The sequence below is a fragment of the Glaciecola punicea genome, assembly GCF_001756615.1.
GTDB classification, from domain to species: domain Bacteria; phylum Pseudomonadota; class Gammaproteobacteria; order Enterobacterales; family Alteromonadaceae; genus Glaciecola; species Glaciecola punicea.
Genome location: NZ_LZXY01000006.1, coordinates 22672 through 42218, shown reverse-complemented (window position 1 = coordinate 42218; position 19547 = coordinate 22672). Strand labels below are relative to the sequence as shown.

Sequence of the window (19547 nt, the reverse complement as noted above, 5' to 3'; positions counted from 1 at the left end):
GTAACTAGTGTGTGTAGGTGTCATTTAAAGACACCCGTACAAAAAAATTGGGTGGTTTTTTGCCTCAATATATTAACGTTTTTTGTATGTTATTTGATTGGGCTGATAACCTGATGACTTAGGCGAACTTGGACCACCGGGGGAGGGTTGCGTTTGAACATCGGGTTGAGTGCTCGATATAATCTGCTGAGTAAGCGTAGAACGCCTACTGGGGCCCTGAAAATGCACCTGATAGGTTTCATATTCACGCATCGATTCAAAACAATAGCGACCAATTGCGTCCTCTAATTCTGTTAAATTATGATTGGTAATTAATATACAGTTTTTGTTAGCGGCTTTACGCTGACGCAACAAGTTACCTAACCAAGACTGAGCGTTCTTTTTTAGCACTGTTTCATTTACGCAAACTTCATCTAAAATTAATAAATCAACGTCGAGCAACTGTTGGTTTACCTCGCGATACCTATATGAAGCGTTGTCTTGTGACTGATAATCATATGAATAAAGACGCATATCTAACAGCGTTTGTAGCTGCCTGTAAAGTACACTGGTTTCAAACTTGTTGATAAGTTCTTGGGCAATAGCACCAGCTATGTGCGATTTTCCTCGTCCATAGTCACCATAAAAAATCATCATATGGGCGCGACTTTTGCGCCATTTGGGATCTTTATGCGCCGCAATAAAGGCTTTCGCAATACTGACCGCCTCAATCACATCCTGAGCATCTTCCTGCAGGTTTTCAAAGGTCCACTTTGGATTTAGTTCGGATTTACCATGCAGTTGCTGAATGCGTTTAATTTTTGATTCTTGCTGCATTTTTCGTAAATCAGCGTTAGCGAGTAATTCATATTCGCGACGATTTTTTTCATAGTCAAACTTAGGAATATGCGCATTTGACTTTGCTGCCTTTCTATCTAGCCCCATTACGCCTTTCATTTCGGCTACGCGCTGTTCTAAGGTTTTCATTACTACGTCTCCATTTGCTTATACACTAGCATTTCATAATCACTTTTAACCCTGATCTTTGTATTGGTTGATTAGTTGCTTTACATTGTCGTCAAATACTATACCAGCACTTGGTGTTACGTACTGATGGCCAGCTTTGGTTTTTTGTTCTGATAGTGGTAGGCGCTGCCTACGTTGTTTTAAGTGTATCACCAATTTTTGAGTCCATTGATACTCTGTGCATTGAGTGTCTATTCTTCCTAACCAATAAGCAATATATTCGCCAAGCTCATCTGCACTATAGGTTTTTTCAATTAGACCTACTAATTGACATAGGTCTTCAAATATCGACTGCACGGGTCGCCAGTCTAAGCGCATTGATTTATGTTGAGAATGAAACTGCGGGTTTTCAAGCGATTGAGGAAGGGCGCTCAGCGGTAACCTAATTTTATTGTTATGCAAACTCTTTGAAAAGTCAGTACTAGGGTCTACCTCAATTAGGCCAGCCTTGTGTAGCTCTTTAAATAGCGCGCTTATTTGACGGCCCATGCTTATCACGGTTTTTTTATTATTAACAAGCGCTAAAACGGCTTGGTTGTTGACTAATATGACGGTTTTATTTCCCACTAATTGAGGACGTAAATACAAACAGTACAAAACGCGCGCTAAATTGCTCAAGGGTGTTTGTAACGTTTCTATTTCAAGCTCATTCACGAGTATTTATCCACAGTTTAAAAAGCCTTGCATATTATAAGGTACATACAGAATAGTACGTGTATATTTTTAATACAGCGCGTTAGCATCCTTAGGCTGTGATGGTGCTTAATTTCGTTGATAACCACTCTACCGCTAGTTCCTCAGGAATAGGATGGTGCAGAACATCTATTTGGAATACTGGAAAAAGTAGGCTAGCGCCTGCGCCAACAATAGTGCTTTCAACGGTAAGCGAGGCTGCACAAAAGGTGTCGTAGCTGGAGTCGCCTAAACCGATAATAATAGCGCGTACTCCGGTTAAATCTTTGCCGGCTAAGTCCTTAATAAAGGGCTGTATATTGTCTGGTAAATCACCTGCGCCGTGGGTAGACGTAATAATAACTAATAGCTGTTCAAGATTTATGTCACTTATAGAAGGGGTAAAATGGCAAGTTGCGTTATAGCCTTTAGTTTTTAGCATAGCTTCAACAGCCTCTGCTACGTATTCGCTAGCGCCTAGTACCGAGCCAATTGCAATATTTACGTCCACATTTATGCCCCTTGCTGTGTTAATAGTGATATACAATAATGATGTGAAGATTACTTACCTATACAAAACGATGAAAATATCTTACTAAGTAGGTCGTCTGAGCTAAATTCACCCGTGATTTCATTTAAATAACCTTGTGCAATACGTAATTCTTCGGCTAGTAATTCACCTGCCATGGCCGATTCAAGCTGGTCTTTGCCAATGTCTATATGCTGCTGTGCATTGATTAATGCGGTAATATGACGTTGGCGTGCAATAACCTGATCTTCACCTACCTGATTAAAGCCCATACACTCCTTAAGATGTTCTGTTAAGATGTCAATCCCTAATTTTGCCATCGCCGAAAGGCAAATGACGGGATACTTTTGATTATTATCAATCCCTGGTGCTTCTTGGATTAAGTCGCACTTATTGCGAATGACTGTGATAGCTGCATCAGCGGGAAGTTTATCATAAAATTCAGGCCAAATATCTTTAGGCTGAGAGTTAGGTTCTTGCTCAGCGTCTACCATAAATAATATACGGTCGGCGTTATGGATTTCTTGCCAGGCGCGTTCAATGCCAATTTTCTCAACGGTGTCTGCGTCATCGCGTAAACCAGCGGTGTCTATAATGTGCAGTGGCATACCGTCTATATGAATATGTTCTTTTAAAACATCGCGCGTTGTGCCCGCAATGTCGGTGACTATGGCGCTGTCTTTGCCACTCAATGCATTGAGTAAACTCGATTTTCCTGCATTGGGTCGGCCAACAATAACGACGCGCATGCCGTCGCGTAGCAGCGATCCTTGTTTGGCTTGATGCATAATTTTGTTAAGCAAGGTTACTATAGTATGTAAGTTACTTTGCACAATTCCGTCGGCTAAAAAATCTATTTCTTCTTCAGGAAAATCTATCGCTGCTTCCACGTACATACGTAAATAAATGACTTTATCAACTAAATTTCTTATTTGATTTGAAAATTCACCCTGTAGTGATCTAAGTGCACTCTTAGCAGCTTGTTGTGATGATGCATCTATTAAATCTGCAATGGCTTCAGCTTGGGTTAAATCCATTTTCTCGTTTAAGAATGCTTGTTCACTGAACTCACCGGGTTTGGCTAAACGTACTAAGCCACTTTTTAAACACGTGTCTATTAGTAATTGCATGACCACTTGGCCGCCGTGACCTTGTAGTTCTAGTATATCTTCGCCGGTGAATGAATTAGGTCCTGCAAAATAAAGTGCAATGCCTTGGTCTATAATGTGGTTTTGACTATTATAAAACGGCTGGTAGGTCGCTACGCGTGGTACAGGGCACTTTTTAAGTAATAGTTCGGCTACTGGTTTAGCATTAGGGCCTGACACTCGCACAATGCCTACACTACCTCGTCCTAGTGCGGTAGCTTGCGCAACAATGGTGTCATTTGAAAATACTGCGGCCGTCATGTGCTAATCCCTAAAGTTATTGAACTGAAGCGGCTGTCCGAAATCTTCTGTGCGCAGAACTGCCATAACGCTTTGTAAGTCGTCTCGCTTTTTACCTGTTACGCGAAGCTGATCGCCTTGTATTGCGGTCTGTACTTTTAATTTTTTATCTTTAATTAGTTTAACAATTTTCTTTGCCAGAGGCTGGTCAATACCCTGCTTAAAGGCTATAGACTGCTTGAACGTTCTGCCGGAATGATCGATCTTTTGAGGATCTAAGGTCGAGGTGTCGACACCGCGTTTAGAACACGCGTCGCGCAACATACTTTGCATTTGCTGAAGCTGAAAATCTGCTTCAGCTTTCATTACAACGGTTTCATCTACGTATTCAAAGGTAGCATTGACGCCTTTGAAATCAAAACGTGTGGCGATGTCTCTATTTGCATTATCAACGGCATTTTTGGTTTCAACAGTGTCAAGCTCTGATACAACGTCAAAAGAAGGCATTTGGTTTCTCCATGCAGGTAAGGGTTATATGAGTTAAATACTCACAATTGTTACTAAAAAAGTTATTAGTCATTAGGCTTAGTACTTTAAAATAATAAGCTAAGCGTGCTAAAAGTTGAACTAGTATTGAGTAAAAAGCCTGCAAACGCAGGCTTTTATGGTAACGCTTAATGATGGCTTGTTAACTATTTAGTTTGTAAACCGCGTTTTTCCATAGACGCGTATATTATTTTTGCTTGTATTAGGGTTACTAGGTTACTGACGAGCCAATAAAGTACCAAACCAGCAGGGAAGAAGAAGAAGAATATACTCATCGCGACAGGCATATAGGTCATTAACTTCTGCTGAAGGGGGTCTTGAATGGTCATTGGCTGTAGCTTTTGTAGTAAAAACATACTAGCGCCAGTCAATATAGGCAGTACAAAGAATGGATCGGGTACCGACAAATCGGTAATCCATAGGGTAAAGGGGGCGTGTCGTAACTCTACGCTTTCAAGCAATACCCAGTATAAAGCTAAAAATATAGGCATTTGTAAGAGTAAGGGAAAACAGCCGCCCATGGGGTTTACTTTTTCTTTCTTATAAAGCTCCATCATAGCTTGTGACATTTTCTGACGGTCATCGCCAAATCGGTCTTTGAGTTGCGTTAGCTTAGGTTGTAAGGCACGCATTTTAGCCATTGATTCGTATTGTTTTTTGGTTAACCAGAACATCGCGCCTTTTACTATAAGGGTAATTAATATGATGGCAACGCCCCAGTTCATGACAAAACCATGCAGGAATTGTAGAAGAAGAAATAACTGTTGTGACAACCACCAAAGCGGTCCGTAATCAACCGTTAAATCTAATCCTTTAGCAATACCTGCCAAGGTTTCTTGATCTTTAGGACCCACATATAGCTTTCCAGTAAGCGTGCCTTGCCCATTAGGGGCTATTGCTTGGGGCTTACCGGTGATGCTAATAATAGCGGTATTGGCAGTGGCGCGCGAACTGATAGTATTGGTGTCTTCTTGCGGCGGTATCCAGGCGGCAACAAAATAGTGTTCTATCATCGCTATCCAACCTGCGGTCGTTGTTCTTTGCGGCACGCCGTCAGCAATTTTTCCAAAAGATAGCTTTTCGTAAATATCGTCAGCTGTAGAGTAAGCAGCGCCTCTAAATACTGGCATAAACATACTGCTGTCACCAACGTCGTTAGTGGTTTGTTCTAGACGGGCTAAAAATGCAAAGTTTATGGCTGCATTGGTATTGTTGGTAACATCATAGCTTACGTCAATCAAATGACTGTCTCGCGTGAATACAAATGTTTTGGTGACAATTAAACCGGCATCATTACGCCATGATAGTGGGATACTTAAACTGTTGCCGGTGAGTTCATAGTCATTAAACTCGCTCGTATATAATGCACGATCATTGGTATTTCTTTCAGCGCCAATTAAGAAGCTTTGTGCAATGTGTTTGACGTTTGTTTGGGGCTTTAGTAGTGGATACGAATCGTTTGATCCTCTCGTTACGGGGAATTTGATGAGATTTGCTTCAATAACATCGCCGCCGTTTAAATCAATTTTTATATCAAGTGTGTCTGTTGTTACAGTAATAATGCGATTGCTATTAGCAGGGGTCGCTAAAGATGTAACCAGGCCGTTTGTAGCGTCTAAAGTAAATTCTTCTATTTCGCCATTACTGTTTTCATCAGCAAGGGATTGATCATTTAAGTAGCTATCTAAATCGCTACCTTGAGCGCTTAAATCTTGAGATTGGTCGGATACAGTAGGTGTTACGGTTTGTGGGGAATTATCTCTTTGATAGTTAGTCCACAGTAGGAAACTGACTAACAACAAACCAATAATTAATATACTTTTTTGGGATTCCATATAAGTCTCAGTTATTTAATGGTGATTCTTTATAGTGTTATTGCGCTCACTATTTATTACAGGTTTTTTGTTTCTTTTTTCATGTGTAGTCGTATTTAATGTATTTGCGCTTGGCACATTATCAATTCCACCAGGATGCATAGGATGGCATTTCACAATTCGCTTTATGGACAACCAACTGCCCTTAAAAGCGCCATGTTCTGTCAATGCTTGGTAAGCATAGCAGGAACATGTTGGATAGAAACGGCAGTTTTGCCCTAGCATTGGGGATATAAATAGTTGGTAAAATTTAACTATTCCCAGCAGAGGAAGCGCAATTAAAGATGATAGTATAGAGCTTATTTGCATCGCTTAGTTATCCTTCGCCACAAGTTTTCAAGATGTATATATAGCTCAGTGTTATCGAGATCATTTATACCATGCTTTCCAATCACGATAATATCAACATTTGGTAAATTATGCGCCGTTAAGCGAAAACTTTCGCGCGTGCATCTTTTTATGCGATTCCTATTAACAGCTAGTTTTACTTTCTTTTTGGGAATTGTGACGCCAAGACGTGGATAGTCTAAGTCGTTATGCCGAGCTAACAATGTGATAGTGGAAGAGACAGCAGGGATGGCTTGTGCAAATACATGTGAGAAATGACGAGGAGTCAAGAGCCTTGACTCCCTCGGATAGCTGAAGTGTTTTGCTTTCATGGTTTATAATAACCATTTTATGCTGATAAACGCTTTCTACCTTTTGCTCTGCGATTAGCAATTACTTTACGGCCGTTTTTAGTGGCCATGCGTGCACGGAAACCGTGTGAGCGTTTGCGCTTTAAGTTACTTGGTTGAAAAGTTCTTTTCATGACCTAATTCTCGTTTATATGTTGTTACGCTGATTCTCGTCTGTTGCTATGCATTTAAATGCGCAACAATTCAAAATCACCTTATTAATTGGACGCGAAATGGTAGAGATCTAGTCCAGAAAAGTCAAGGCTTAGATCTTATTTTACGTAATAATATTTTATCATTTCCGAGCATAAAGTGTTTCATGTGAAACACTGCTGATAAAGCAAATAATAGCACTATTTTAAATGATCAAAACAGCCTATTGATGGGTGGGTAATTTAGACGCATATTAGTCTAATATCAGCTTGCTTTAAATATAGTTAAGCTAACGTAAGACCTGTCTTAAAACTTATCCACAAAATTTTTGTTAATTCTTGAAAAGTTTTGATTTAACGTAATAAAAACCTTGTATTGTCAGCGTTATGTGTGGTGTAGAGATTTTTCAATAATTTAATTCTATTATTAATTAATGCTTTACATAAATTCTGTGTATATAAGATGTGTTTTCTGTGAAATCTCGAATGTTTTGTGGATAAGCTCGTTAGTTTCCCTTATAGTTAGGGGCCTTGTAAGGCGTTTAGTGATGTAAGTTCTCTAATTAAGGAAAGATATTGGCAATAAGTTGGAAAGATTGTTTAGAGACCCTAAAACATGAATTAGAAACAGAACAATTCAACATGTGGTTGAAGCCCTTAGCTTCGTATTTTGATGGTGAGACCCTATTTTTATATGCCGCGAATAAATTTGTATTAGGCTGGGTGCGTGACGAGTATTTTACCTTGATTATGCAAACGCTAAAACAATTGTACGGCGCCGATACACCGTTACTCTCTATTATCGATGGAAAGCCACCTCTGGTTGCCGAAAAATCAGCGCCTCTTGCTGACAAAACAAGCGTGTCTAAGACAGAAAATATAGTATCTCCTAAGCTGCGTATTAGTGACAACATAAATGCAGGGAGGCGGCAAAGTCCATCCTACTCAAGGAGCTTACCTGTACCTAGTCTGCGAAATCATAACAGTAACGTTAATCCCAAATATACGTTTGACAACTTTGTAGAGGGTAAATCAAATCAATTAGCACGCGCCGCTGCCACGCAAGTCTCCCAAAATCCTGGCGTAACTTACAATCCGTTGTTTCTGTATGGTGGTACTGGTTTAGGCAAAACCCACCTTATTCACGCCATTGGTAACGGTATTGTTGAAAAGAACCCAAATGCGAAAATTGTTTACATGCATTCTGAACGTTTCGTGCAAGACATGGTTAAAGCACTGCAGAATAATGCAATAGAAGATTTTAAACGATTTTATCGTTCAGTTGATGCATTACTCATCGATGACATTCAACTATTTGCTAACAAGGACAGATCACAAGAAGAATTCTTTCATACCTTTAATGCTCTACTAGAAGGCAATCAGCAAATAATTTTGACCTCAGACCGATACCCTAAAGAAATTGATGGGGTGGAAGAGCGTCTTAAATCCCGCTTCGGATGGGGCCTTACAGTAATAATAGAACCGCCAGAGCTTGAAACGAGAGTCGCAATTTTACTCTCAAAAGCTAAACAAAATAGAATTGAACTGCCGCATGAGGTAGCTTTTTTTATGGCGAAAAAGTTAAGATCAAATGTAAGAGAATTAGAAGGAGCATTGAACCGTGTTATTGCAAATGCAAATTTTACAGGCAAATCCATTACCATTGATTTTGCAAGAGATGCACTTCGAGATTTACTTGCCTTGCAAGATAAGTTAGTTACTATTGATAATATTATAAAAACAGTTGCAGAATATTATAAGATTAAGGTAGCCGACGTATTATCAAAGCGCCGCACTCGCAGTATTGCAAGACCTCGGCAAATGGCAATGGCATTGGCGAAGGAGTTGACGAACAACAGCTATCCAGAAATTGGTAATTCTTTCAGTGGTAGAGACCATACAACAGTTATGCATGCGGTTAAAAAAATAAAGCAATTGCGCGCAGAAGACCATGATATTATGGAAGATTATACAAACTTAATACGCACATTATCGTATTAGTGTAATTTATTGCACTGAAGAATTAACAATGAGAATGACACATGAATTTCACTATTAGTAGAGAAGACTTTTTACATCCTTTGCAGTTAGTCGCAGGCGCGGTTGAACGTCGTCATACATTACCTATATTAGGAAATGTACTTATTCGCGTTAATGATGATGCTTTGTGGATGACAGGCACTGATCTTGAGGTTGAGCTAATTACCAATGTTGCGCTAGTGGGTAATTCCACTAATGGCAAAATTACCGTTCCAGCCAAGAAACTATTAGACATTGTAAGAGGACTGCCCGACGACTGTACTATTTTATTTAGCTTAGAAGACAACAAAGCTCTGATCAAATCCGGACGGGCTAGATATTCATTATCTACCTTAAGCGCGGATGATTACCCCAATTTAGAAGACTGGGAAGGGGATAGTGAGTTTGAAATATCACAGCACAATTTAAAGCAGCTTATTGAGTCTGTGCAGTTCTCTATGGCTCAGCAGGACGTTCGTTACTATTTGAATGGGATGAGTTTAGAAACGTCTGAACATCTTATAAGATCGGTAGCAACAGATGGTCACCGGCTCGCTATGTCGGTAGTTGAATACACTGATGAAGTGTTACCAACAAAGCAAGTTATTATACCGCGTAAGGGGGTAATGGAAATATCAAGGCTAATTGATGATTCTCAAACCAAGGTAAAAGTTAGGCTTGGTGCAAATCATATCAGCATGCTGAGTAATTCTTTTGTGTTTACGAGTAAACTGGTCGACGGAAGGTTTCCTGATTATAATCGAGTTGTGCCAAAAGAGACTAATAAAGGCTTAATTGTGTATCGCGACATTATAAAAGGAGCGTTGTCGCGAGCAATGATCCTTACAAATGAAAAATTTAAAGGTGTTCGCTTAAGTCTAAGTGCGGGTGAATTAAAAATAACTGCTGATAACCCTGAGCAAGAGCACGCGGAAGAGATTATAGATGTTGAATATCAGGGTGATGATCTAGAAATTGGTTTTAACGTGGCTTATTTAATAGATGTATTAAATGCTGTTGATACTGATATGGTTATTTTCAAATTATTCGACTCAAACACAATGGTCCTTATACACGGTATTAAATTAGTCGATGGTTTGCCTATTGACGAAGATTCTTCGCAGTACGTAATTATGCCGATGCGAATTTAGTTTTTGTGATTTCAGTATCCATAATGTTCATTTAACTTACCAGCATATTTATGTATATCACTAAAGTGCGGTTAGAAAATTTCAGAAATTTCTCAACCGTAGATTTCTCACCTCATGAAAATCTAAATGTTATTTACGGTGACAATGGCGCCGGCAAGTCGAGTTTACTAGAAGCTATTCATGTACTTGGATTCGGTCGTTCATTTAGAACCTCGCGTCCTGATACTTTCATAAATGATAAAGAAATTCGCGCGGCTGGTTTTTGTCAGTTTACAATTAATAATGACTCTTTTAAGTTAGGGTTTACACGCTCAAAAGCTGAAGGTTATTTATTTAGTGTAGATGGGCAGAAGACGAAAAAAATAGCTGATATAGTGCGCTTACTCCCTGTTCAGATTTTTACGCCTCAAAGTAGTGACCTCATTTTAGGCGCTCCCTTAGGTCGGCGTCGTTATTTAGATTGGTTGTTGTTCCACGTGGAACAACAGTTTCAGAGCCTGAGCGGGCGATATACAAACTGTTTGAGCCAGCGCAATGCCTTACTTAAGCAGTTTGATTATTCACAGGCCAAAGCATTTAAAAAACAGGATGTATGGCTTAAGCAGCTAGCCGAACTCGGCGAATCTATAAGTTCACTAAGAGAAACTTACGTTTCTCGCTTAAATAGCGAAATAAGTGCCTTATATTCGAAATTTTCACCTGAGTTAGACGTAGTATTAAGGTATACTAACGGCTGGGAAAAAGGCAACTCTTTAGAAGAGTCACTGTCTAAAAAAGTTGACCGGGATATATTTAGAGGCTCAACCTCAAGTGGACCCCACAAAGCTGATTTGCAGTTTATTGTTGATGATAAGAATGCAGCTGAATTTATGTCAAGGGGCCAACTGAGATTGCTAGTATCACTGTTACTTTTAGCAGAAGTTAAAGTGCTTAAAGAGTTAACGGGTAAGCAGAGTATTTTTTTGGTGGACGATATTACCGCAGAATTAGACGCAGCAACAAGAGAAAAGTTTATTACCACCGTGTTGGAGCAAAACACCCAGGTATTTGTGACAACCATTGAGAAGAATCAAATGTCATTTATACAAACTTATAACAAAAAAAAAGTGTTCCACGTGAAACATAACCACGTGATAGAGGAGTAGAAATGTCTGAGCAAAACTATGATTCATCCAGTATAAAAGTATTAAAGGGCCTAGACGCTGTAAGAAAAAGACCAGGCATGTATATTGGTGATACAGATGATGGCACTGGTTTGCATCACATGGTTTTTGAAGTAGTGGATAACTCTATCGATGAAGCGCTAGCAGGACATTGTAGTGAAATTTTAGTAAAAATACATTCAGATAATTCAATCACAGTTAGTGACGATGGTCGTGGTATTCCTACTGAAATTCATGAAGAAGGTATTTCAGCCGCAGAAGTTATTATGACAGTTCTTCATGCCGGCGGTAAGTTTGATGATAATTCTTATAAAGTGTCTGGCGGTCTGCACGGTGTAGGGGTGTCAGTGGTAAATGCTTTATCTAAAAAATTATTACTAACTATTTACCGTCAAGGTGAACGATTCGAGCAAGAATATCAACGTGGCGTGCCAATGGCGCCAATTGCTCCGACTGCAAAAACAGATAAAAAGGGTACAAAAATTCGTTTTTGGCCCAACGAAGAAACATTTACCAATGTTGTATATCACTTTGATATATTAGCAAAGCGTATCCGCGAACTTTCTTTTTTGAATTCAGGTGTATCTATTACCCTGGAAGATGAGCGTGATGGACGTAAAGAAAAGTTCCATTACGAGGGTGGTATTAGAGCTTTTGTAGAATATCTAAATACCAATAAAAACGTCGTTCATAGTAAGGCGTTCTACTTTACGCACGAAAGAGATGATGGCGTGACGGTAGAAGTAGCAATGCAATGGAACGACGGCTTCCAAGAAAACGTATTTTGTTTTACTAACAACATCCCACAGCGCGACGGTGGAACTCACTTAGCAGGTTTTAGAGGTGCACTAACCCGCACCCTAAATACTTATATGGAAGCTGAGGGTTACAATAAGAAAAACAAGACGAGTGCAAGTGGAGACGATGCAAGAGAAGGCTTAACTGCTGTTATATCAGTAAAAGTACCTGACCCTAAATTTTCATCACAAACAAAAGATAAACTGGTGAGCTCTGAGGTAAAGACTGCGGTTGAATCGTCTATGAATGAGAAGCTAGTTGAATTCTTACAAGAAAATCCAAGCGATGCGCGCACCATTTTAAACAAAATTATTGACGCGGCTCGCGCAAGAGAAGCGGCACGAAAAGCACGCGACATGACCCGCAGAAAAGGTGCTCTAGATTTAGCTGGCTTACCGGGTAAATTAGCGGACTGCCAAGAAAAAGATCCTGCACTTTCAGAAATATATATAGTGGAGGGTGATTCTGCAGGCGGTTCAGCTAAACAAGGTCGTAACAGAAAAAATCAGGCGATTTTACCTCTAAAAGGTAAAATTCTGAACGTTGAGAAAGCACGCTTTGATAAAATGCTGTCATCTCAAGAAGTCGCCACGTTAATTACAGCATTAGGCTGTGGCATTGGCCGAGATGAATATAACCCAGATAAACTACGCTATCACAGCATTATTATAATGACCGATGCAGACGTAGATGGTTCCCACATAAGAACTCTGTTATTGACCTTCTTTTTCCGTCAAATGCCTGAAATGATAGAGCGTGGTCATATATTTATTGCTCAGCCGCCCCTGTATAAAATAAAGAAAGGCAAACAAGAACAATATCTTAAGGACGATGACGCACTTATTAAGCTACTAACCAATATTGCAGTAGAAGGTGCATCACTACATGTGAGTACCGATGCACCAGCAATTCAAGGTGTCGCGCTTGAAAGAATGGTGACTTTGTATCAAAACACTACAATAATGATTGAGCGCATGCACAGAAGAATGCCGCAGTCGCTGCTGACACAGCTTTTATATTCACCTCCCTTAACACAGGAGATACTAAAGGACAAAGCTTCACTGAATGAGATTGGTGAACAATTAGTGGCACAACTTACGGTTAGTGAAGGTGATTCTAGAAGCTTTATTCATTCTGTTGAGTTAACAGAGGATGGTCTCAACGATTTAATTATAACCATGCGTCAGCACGGAATAGATTACCATTACCACATTAGCAGTGATTTTGTTGCTTCTCCTGAATACGAAAAAATCCGTAGGTTGAATGAAACTATAAATAACCTGATGGAGGAGGGAGCTTATATAAAACGTGGTGAAAAAACATTAGCAGTTACTGAGTTTAAAGATGCTCTAGAATGGCTAATGGCAGAAGCTAAACGCGGTCAATACATTCAGCGCTACAAGGGTCTAGGTGAAATGAATCCGTCACAGCTGTGGGAGACAACAATGGATCCTGATTATCGCCGCATGCTACAAGTAACCATAGAAGACGCAGTAAGCGCCGATATATTGTTCTCAACGCTAATGGGCGATCACGTTGAACCACGCAGAGTATTTATTGAAACGAATGCACTTAACGTAGAGAATCTAGATGTGTAGTTAGTTTGTGCAATCACATTAGCTTTGCCAAAAGATCTCGTGTAATTGCTAAATTTTCCCATTGTTACTTCCAGAAGGTGCTCATATCGAGCACCTTTTTAACAGTCTATTTTGAATCGGGATGACACTTTAACGCGCGTTTTGATTAAACAGATTAGCGTGGCAAACAATCCATACTCGATTTCGCCAAGAGCGCATTCAGGCAAATCTGAAGCTTTCAAAAGAGAGACTCTACATTCTACATAAATCCCTTCTTGAATAACATCAGCACGACGATTAAAGAATGCGCTGCAAGGCCTAAGACTTCATATATTCTGCCAAGCACTTGTTGATTCTTATTAATCCAAATTCTGAGCCCGCTGAGAGTCGCAAGTGTCCCAAAAACATGTCTAATTATAAATGCCGGGTGCAGGTCTTATCTAAGTGTCGATTCAAGTAAGCAAACAACGCGTATCACCCACGATCTGATAAAATTCGACAATATCCTAGAAGAAAATTTTACATGCGGAATGAATATTATTTTTTATGGAGTGTTGTTTGGTACGCAGATCTTCTTGCCTGAATAAAAATCAAACAACAGGCTTGACCCATCAATATAAGCTCAATACTGGGTGTAAGCTCTATAGGAAAGCTAAACGCGTACTGCGCTTCAAAGTTTGCTGTAAGATGCTTAACAGAATTATTGCAAATGGAAGCGTTAGCAGACTTCCCTTATGTGATAGTGTGCGTAGTGAATTCAGGCGGCATTAATACAGCCATCGCTAATAACGCTATACACTTTGATGGAAGAAACGAAAACATACGCCAGCAAGAGATGAAGACCTTCAAAAAACAGCCTACAATGACGCCTATTAAAACCGCTAATATTATTGTAAACGGAATACTTAACGACAAAACACGCATATTGATTGAGCTCGATGCAAAGCTTATGGATTGGATAGTACGGATTTTTCCGGCCAAATACAGTATACTAGTGTTAAAACAAATTAAAAAAAGAGGCCTTTAAAATGACTAAAAAAGGACGCGAATTTGACATTATTGTGTACGGTGCTACCTCTTTTGTAGGCCAAATTCTAATTGAATATTTAACACACTACACTGCAAAAATAACGGCGCGTTATAACAACGAGGCAATTACTTGGGCCATTGCCGGACGAAACGAAAAAAAGCTCCTTGCGCTCAAAAATAAACATAATATCAATGACATAGCGCACTTTATAGTTGAGGCAAGCAACTTTGAAGGACTTAGTCTACTTTCGCGTAAAACTAAAGTAATAATAACAACAGTAGGACCTTACGCCTTATATGGCGAAATGATGGTAAAAGCCTGTGTAACTAACGGTACAGATTACTGTGATTTAACCGGCGAACCCCAATGGATTAGAGCAATGCTTGATAAATATGAAGAACAGGCTAAAGCTTCGGGTGCGCGTATTATTAATAGCGCGGGTTTTGATTCAATACCTTCCGACATTGGTGTGTATGCGTTACAAAAAATTGCCGTGGAAAAAACAGGCAAACCTGCTGGTCAAATTAAAATGCGTGTTCGAAAAGTGAAAGGCGCAGCATCAGGTGGCACTATTGCTAGCATGCTCAATATATTTAAGGAAGCCAAAGAAAATCCGACACTGCGCAAACTGCTCACAAACCCCTATGCGCTTTGTACATCCGGGCATAGTTATAAAGTCCGCCAAAAAAGTCATAAAAAAGCTGAATTCGACAAAAGTTTAAAGATGTGGACTATGCCATTTGTAATGGCAGCTATAAACGAAAGGATAGTGCATCGCACTAATTCACTGCTAAGTGACCAATACGGCACAGGGTTTAGATATGATGAAGCCATGAGTGCCAAAACGGGTTTTCAAGCGTGGACGTTCACGATTGGGTTAGGAGGTTTCATGCTAGCGGCCAGTGTATCGCCTGTACGCAATTTGATGGCTAAACATGTATTAGCTAAACCCGGCGAAGGACCCAGTGAAGATGAGCAATTAAACGGTATGTTTGATATGCGATTTTATTCACAGCTTGCTAACGGCGAGGAATTAGTGATAAAAGTTGAGGGTGATCGCGATCCTGGCTACGGTTCAACAGCCAAAATGCTAAGTCAAGCAGCGCTATGCTTGGCTAACGACGTACCCGATGTAGCAGGCGGCTTTTGGACGCCGGCAAGTGCACTAAACGACCATTTGATAAAACGCCTAAAAGAACATGCGGGAGTAAGCGTTACACAACTCTAGTCAGGCATGCGTATAATAAGACCGGTGTCGGCGGCTATTTTGCCGTTGCACACCTCTTCAAAAATAGCCTGCATACCATCAAGTCCGTCAACATCAGTCATATTTAACCAATGTCTACTTTTGCTTATCGATACCGCTAAGTATTCACGACTTTTGTGTTCAAATACCTGTGGTCCCCATTCTTGAAGGCGTTTTTGAATTTGCGAAGGAGCAAAAAAGAATTCACTTCGCTCTTTTATAATGTCATCGCTTTTGCCGCGTTCTTGTCTGTGGGTGACGCCCACGTTCGAACAAAACTTCATGTTATCGCCAAGGTGCTTATGTAGCGCGCTCAAAACCTTTACATTGCCCGACATATCCACAATAAGAGTGGAAATAGTATTGTCTATTTTCGCAATGTCGTCGTAGCTTAACACGGCATCGTAAACGGCCATGTTATTTACCATATCAACGTTGCTGGTCGACGTTAGCGCAACTAACGAGGGTGTTCTGCTGTTATCATCAGATTGCGTGCTCGCATAATGTTGCATACCGTAGGCCAAGCCTGTGCTCGTTTTACTCGAGGCACTGAGCATGACTAGCTGTTTGGCGGTAAACCAACTATTTTCTTGAAAGTAATCAAATAAGGCAAACGATGTTATATGCAAGGGGAAAAACAACATGCGGTCATCTTCATCGGCTTTGTTGTAAGCAGTCTCAAATACTACCCTGCGATATACATTGTATGCGACGGGCAACTGACTTCTATGGCTACTAGCATCGAACCAGCTAGTTTTACCTACTTTTATTGGGCTTAGAATTAAATGAGATGCAGGCGGAAAGTAGCCGAATACTCGTTCGCCAACGGGTACCTCGGTACAATTTGACTTCACTACATCAGCAAAGCCCCATACAGGCAGTATTCCCCAACCGACTATGTCTAAGGTGTCGCCCTTAAAATTAAGTGAATGCGGCGGGAAGAACTGCCAATAACCTATTAGTTCACCAACAACTGCGTAGGTAATGTTGTTCGCGGTAAGGGCAAACTTGTCAATTTTAACCAACACTTGACCCGTTTGTAAGACCTGGGCACTTAAGTCATTATCAATGATGCGTGACTTGGTAATGTTGTCTTTTTGTATTTGAAATTCACTCAAGGTGGCGTCCTTAATGTCTATTATTAATATTCAATCCATTTTTTCTATTACAAGTTTAGGTTCACTGTTGTTATAAATATCTAAAATAAATCGATACATGGCGGTTTGGGCGGGTGTGAATTTAAGGTTAAGTGAGTCGCTTGTGCACATCAACTCAACTGCTTTGTTCAGTTCTATAGGCACTGCGTCGAATTCACTGCCGCAGTTTAAAGGCATGCTCCAGCTATTGTCTGCTACTTTAAAGTCGTAAGGTTGTCCATCTGCAATAAGCTCTATAGACACTGCATAACTACCGTTGCTACTTTGCACTAGCTTAAAAGCTTCATCTACTTCCCACCAGTTAAATACGCCGCGCAAATACATATTTGAATAATCTTTTTGCTCTGCTTGTTCAAGAAAGTCAGAAGAGCCTGATGAAACACAGCCTGTCAGCACCTGAAGGGCTATAAGTACCGCGGTGAATTTTATTAATCTTGCATACATTACAGTTGTTTTCTCATTATTTAAAAGTTTAATACCGAAATGTCGGCAACCGATAAGAACTGCTTACGAATATGCGAAATCAGCGCAATGCGATTCGCTTTAACGGCTTCATTGTCAGCCATAATCATGACCTTATCAAAGAAATCGTCTAGGCTAGTTTTGAGCGACGAAAGCTGGGTGAGTACTTCGGTGTAGTTACTTTGCTCAACAAGCTGCGGTAAATTTTCCATAACGGCTGCATAGTTCGCATATAAAGCCCGTTCTTCTTGTTCTTCAAACAATGTTTGGTTTATGTTTGCAATGTTATCCAAATTTATGCCGTTCTTATCCAGAATATTAGCTACTCGCTTGTTTGCTTTTACCAAGCTTTCAGCAACATCGGTCTTTGCAAATTCTGTTACCGCCATTACACGTTGGTTAATATCGCTAAGGGACTGCTTGGTCTCGCTTGACAGTACCGAGCTTACAATGTCGGCGTTAATGTTTAAGTCGGCGTAAAAAGGTTTTAGACGGTCAAGTAGAAACGCTACCACTTGTGCTTCAACCTTTTTATTACTGAGCTTATTACCAAATAAGCCAGCCACTTTGCTCACAATTTCGCTTAAGCTTACATTAATATTAAACGACAGAAGGATGCGTAAGATACCAATGGCGCTTCTGCGTAATGCGAAGGGGTCTTTGTCACCTTTTGGTAATTTGTTTATGCCAAAAATACCCACTAAGGTATCCAATTTCTCAGCTAATGACACTAGCATGCCTGCAGTGGTTTGAGGAAGTTCGTCGCCAGCAAAACGAGGCAAGTATTGTTCTTTAATCGCGTTGGCTACATTTTCATTTTCACCATCGTGCAAGGCATAGTAGTAGCCCATCACCCCTTGAACACTCGGAAATTCCATGACCATATTGCTGACTAGATCAGCTTTGGCTAAGGTAGCAGCGCGCGCAGCATCGTTGAGGTCTTGCTCACTAGCGTGAATAAGTGCGCCAATGGCTTGCGTTATTTGCATTACACGAGCAGATTTCTCAGCCACTGTTCCCAGTTCTTTTTGAAACAAAATAGTGTTTAGCTTACGGGCTTTATCTGCAAGCGTGGTTTTTTTATCCGCATCAAAAAAGAACTTTGCATCTGACAGCCTTGGGCGAATAACTTTTTCGTTACCCGCCACAATTTGCGCAGGATCTTTGCTTTCAATGTTGGACACAAACAGGAAAATAGACGACAGTTGACCTTTTGTATCTAGCAAAGGTACATATTTTTGGTCGTCCTTCATTGTATATATTAAAGCTTCTTTGGGTACCTCTAAAAAAGCGGGTTCAAATTCAGCTTGAAGTACCACAGGCCACTCCACTAATGACGATATTTCCTCAAGTAGCGCATTATCGTAATCCGGTGTTAAGTTTAATGCAGTAGATTGCGCAATTAACTGATCTTCAATAGCGCGCATTCTGCTGTTGTAGTCAACTAGCACAAACTGTTGCTTCATTAGTAACACATATTTGTCTGCATGGTCCAAACTGACGACATGATCGCCATGGAATCGGTGCCCTGATACTATGTTGCTAGACTCAAGACCTAGCAGACTTAAGTTAAGCACTTCATGACCATACATTACACACAAAGTGTGCACGGGGCGTATAAATTCAATATCACTGCTTCCCCAGCGCATTGCTTTTGGAATTGGCAGTTGTTTGACTGTCCGCTCCAAGGCGCCTTGTAATAGTGTATCGAGGCTTTGACCCGGCACAAGCGCTTTGTAAACAAGCCATTCTCCCTTATCGGTCTTGAGGCGCTGGGCTTGATTAATTGTAATACCATTGCCTTTGGCCCAGCCTAATGCTGCAGGAGTTGCTTTACCTTCGCTGTCAAAGGCTACAGACACCGCAGGTCCGCGCTTATCTACCTGTTTGTCACTTTGCTTGCGGGCACAATATGTGAATGCTGCGGCTAATCGGCGCGGTGCACCAAATGGAATACACTCTTTAAAGGCAAAGCCTAATTTGTTAAGTTCTTGCGCTAAATTCGCGGCGAAACTATCCGACAATTGTTTGAGAGATTTAGGGGGGAGTTCTTCACAGCCTAATTCAACCAACAAAGTATGTGTTTTTATGTCGGTCATGG

Annotated in this window: 18 protein-coding genes; 6 read left to right on the top strand and 12 right to left on the bottom strand. The window is 40.4% G+C overall.

Annotated elements, in window-relative coordinates; genetic code table 11:
- Nucleotides 1-72: 72 nt before the first annotated feature.
- The 9 genes from BAE46_RS08715 to rpmH form a co-directional block, all read right to left on the bottom strand.
- On the bottom strand, nt 73-966 hold the full coding sequence (locus BAE46_RS08715; RefSeq protein ID WP_006006719.1) for an ATP-binding protein: 894 nt from the start codon (nt 964-966) through the stop codon (nt 73-75).
- Between the two features lie 45 nt (nt 967-1011).
- A complete protein-coding gene (locus BAE46_RS08710) occupies nt 1012-1659 on the bottom strand; it encodes a DnaT-like ssDNA-binding domain-containing protein (protein ID WP_006006717.1) in 648 nt (215 codons plus the stop codon).
- Nucleotides 1660-1750: 91 nt separating this feature from the next.
- A complete protein-coding gene (locus tag BAE46_RS08705; protein WP_006006715.1) occupies nt 1751-2188 on the bottom strand; it encodes a flavodoxin domain-containing protein in 438 nt (145 codons plus the stop codon).
- A gap of 50 nt (nt 2189-2238) precedes the next feature.
- On the bottom strand, nt 2239-3615 hold the full coding sequence (mnmE, locus tag BAE46_RS08700) for a tRNA uridine-5-carboxymethylaminomethyl(34) synthesis GTPase MnmE (RefSeq protein WP_070112388.1): 1377 nt from the start codon (nt 3613-3615) through the stop codon (nt 2239-2241).
- 3 nt (nt 3616-3618) lie between these two features.
- Nucleotides 3619-4101, bottom strand: coding sequence for a YajQ family cyclic di-GMP-binding protein (locus BAE46_RS08695; RefSeq protein ID WP_006006711.1), 483 nt, complete (start codon nt 4099-4101; stop codon nt 3619-3621).
- A gap of 185 nt (nt 4102-4286) precedes the next feature.
- A complete protein-coding gene (gene yidC, locus BAE46_RS08690) occupies nt 4287-5975 on the bottom strand; it encodes a membrane protein insertase YidC (protein ID WP_006006708.1) in 1689 nt (562 codons plus the stop codon).
- Nucleotides 5976-5990: 15 nt separating this feature from the next.
- Nucleotides 5991-6323 (bottom strand): membrane protein insertion efficiency factor YidD, encoded by a 333-nt coding sequence (gene yidD / locus BAE46_RS08685; RefSeq protein WP_070112386.1) that lies wholly within the window; start codon nt 6321-6323, stop codon nt 5991-5993.
- The gene (rnpA, locus tag BAE46_RS08680; RefSeq protein WP_040521000.1) at nt 6314-6673 is read right to left on the bottom strand and encodes a ribonuclease P protein component; all 360 of its coding nucleotides are present in this window, start codon (nt 6671-6673) and stop codon (nt 6314-6316) included. Before rnpA ends, yidD begins: the two co-directional genes overlap by 10 nt.
- 17 nt (nt 6674-6690) lie before the next feature.
- Nucleotides 6691-6825, bottom strand: a complete 135-nt coding sequence (gene rpmH / locus BAE46_RS08675) for a 50S ribosomal protein L34 (RefSeq protein WP_006006705.1) — start codon at nt 6823-6825, stop codon at nt 6691-6693.
- A gap of 594 nt (nt 6826-7419) precedes the next feature.
- Between rpmH and dnaA the strand changes: the two genes are divergently transcribed.
- The 6 genes from dnaA (at nt 7420) to BAE46_RS08645 (ending at nt 15809) form a co-directional block, all read left to right on the top strand.
- Nucleotides 7420-8844, top strand: a complete 1425-nt coding sequence (dnaA, locus tag BAE46_RS08670; RefSeq protein WP_070112384.1) for a chromosomal replication initiator protein DnaA — start codon at nt 7420-7422, stop codon at nt 8842-8844.
- Nucleotides 8845-8885: 41 nt separating this feature from the next.
- On the top strand, nt 8886-10013 hold the full coding sequence (gene dnaN / locus BAE46_RS08665; protein WP_006006701.1) for a DNA polymerase III subunit beta: 1128 nt from the start codon (nt 8886-8888) through the stop codon (nt 10011-10013).
- 50 nt (nt 10014-10063) lie between these two features.
- Nucleotides 10064-11158, top strand: coding sequence for a DNA replication/repair protein RecF (gene recF, locus BAE46_RS08660; RefSeq protein WP_006006699.1), 1095 nt, complete (start codon nt 10064-10066; stop codon nt 11156-11158).
- Nucleotides 11159-11160: 2 nt separating this feature from the next.
- Nucleotides 11161-13572, top strand: a complete 2412-nt coding sequence (gene gyrB, locus BAE46_RS08655) for a DNA topoisomerase (ATP-hydrolyzing) subunit B (protein ID WP_006006697.1) — start codon at nt 11161-11163, stop codon at nt 13570-13572.
- 589 nt (nt 13573-14161) lie between these two features.
- Nucleotides 14162-14578 (top strand): SDR family NAD(P)-dependent oxidoreductase, encoded by a 417-nt coding sequence (locus BAE46_RS08650; RefSeq protein WP_083256841.1) that lies wholly within the window; start codon nt 14162-14164, stop codon nt 14576-14578.
- A 1-nt stretch (nt 14579) separates the two neighbouring features.
- The gene (locus BAE46_RS08645; RefSeq protein WP_070112380.1) at nt 14580-15809 is read left to right on the top strand and encodes a saccharopine dehydrogenase family protein; all 1230 of its coding nucleotides are present in this window, start codon (nt 14580-14582) and stop codon (nt 15807-15809) included.
- Here the strand turns inward: BAE46_RS08645 and BAE46_RS08640 are convergent.
- The 3 genes from BAE46_RS08640 to glyS are packed head-to-tail and all read right to left on the bottom strand — an operon-like array spanning nt 15806 to nt 19545.
- Nucleotides 15806-16945: a DUF2855 family protein gene (locus BAE46_RS08640; protein WP_006006690.1), complete on the bottom strand. Its 1140-nt coding sequence runs from the start codon at nt 16943-16945 to the stop codon at nt 15806-15808. The two genes, BAE46_RS08645 and BAE46_RS08640, sit on opposite strands and share 4 nt — an antisense overlap.
- A 30-nt stretch (nt 16946-16975) precedes the next feature.
- The gene (locus BAE46_RS08635) at nt 16976-17428 is read right to left on the bottom strand and encodes an early set domain-containing protein (protein WP_006006688.1); all 453 of its coding nucleotides are present in this window, start codon (nt 17426-17428) and stop codon (nt 16976-16978) included.
- 20 nt (nt 17429-17448) lie between these two features.
- Nucleotides 17449-19545: a glycine--tRNA ligase subunit beta gene (glyS, locus tag BAE46_RS08630; protein ID WP_006006686.1), complete on the bottom strand. Its 2097-nt coding sequence runs from the start codon at nt 19543-19545 to the stop codon at nt 17449-17451.
- Between the last annotated feature and the right edge of the window lie 2 nt (nt 19546-19547).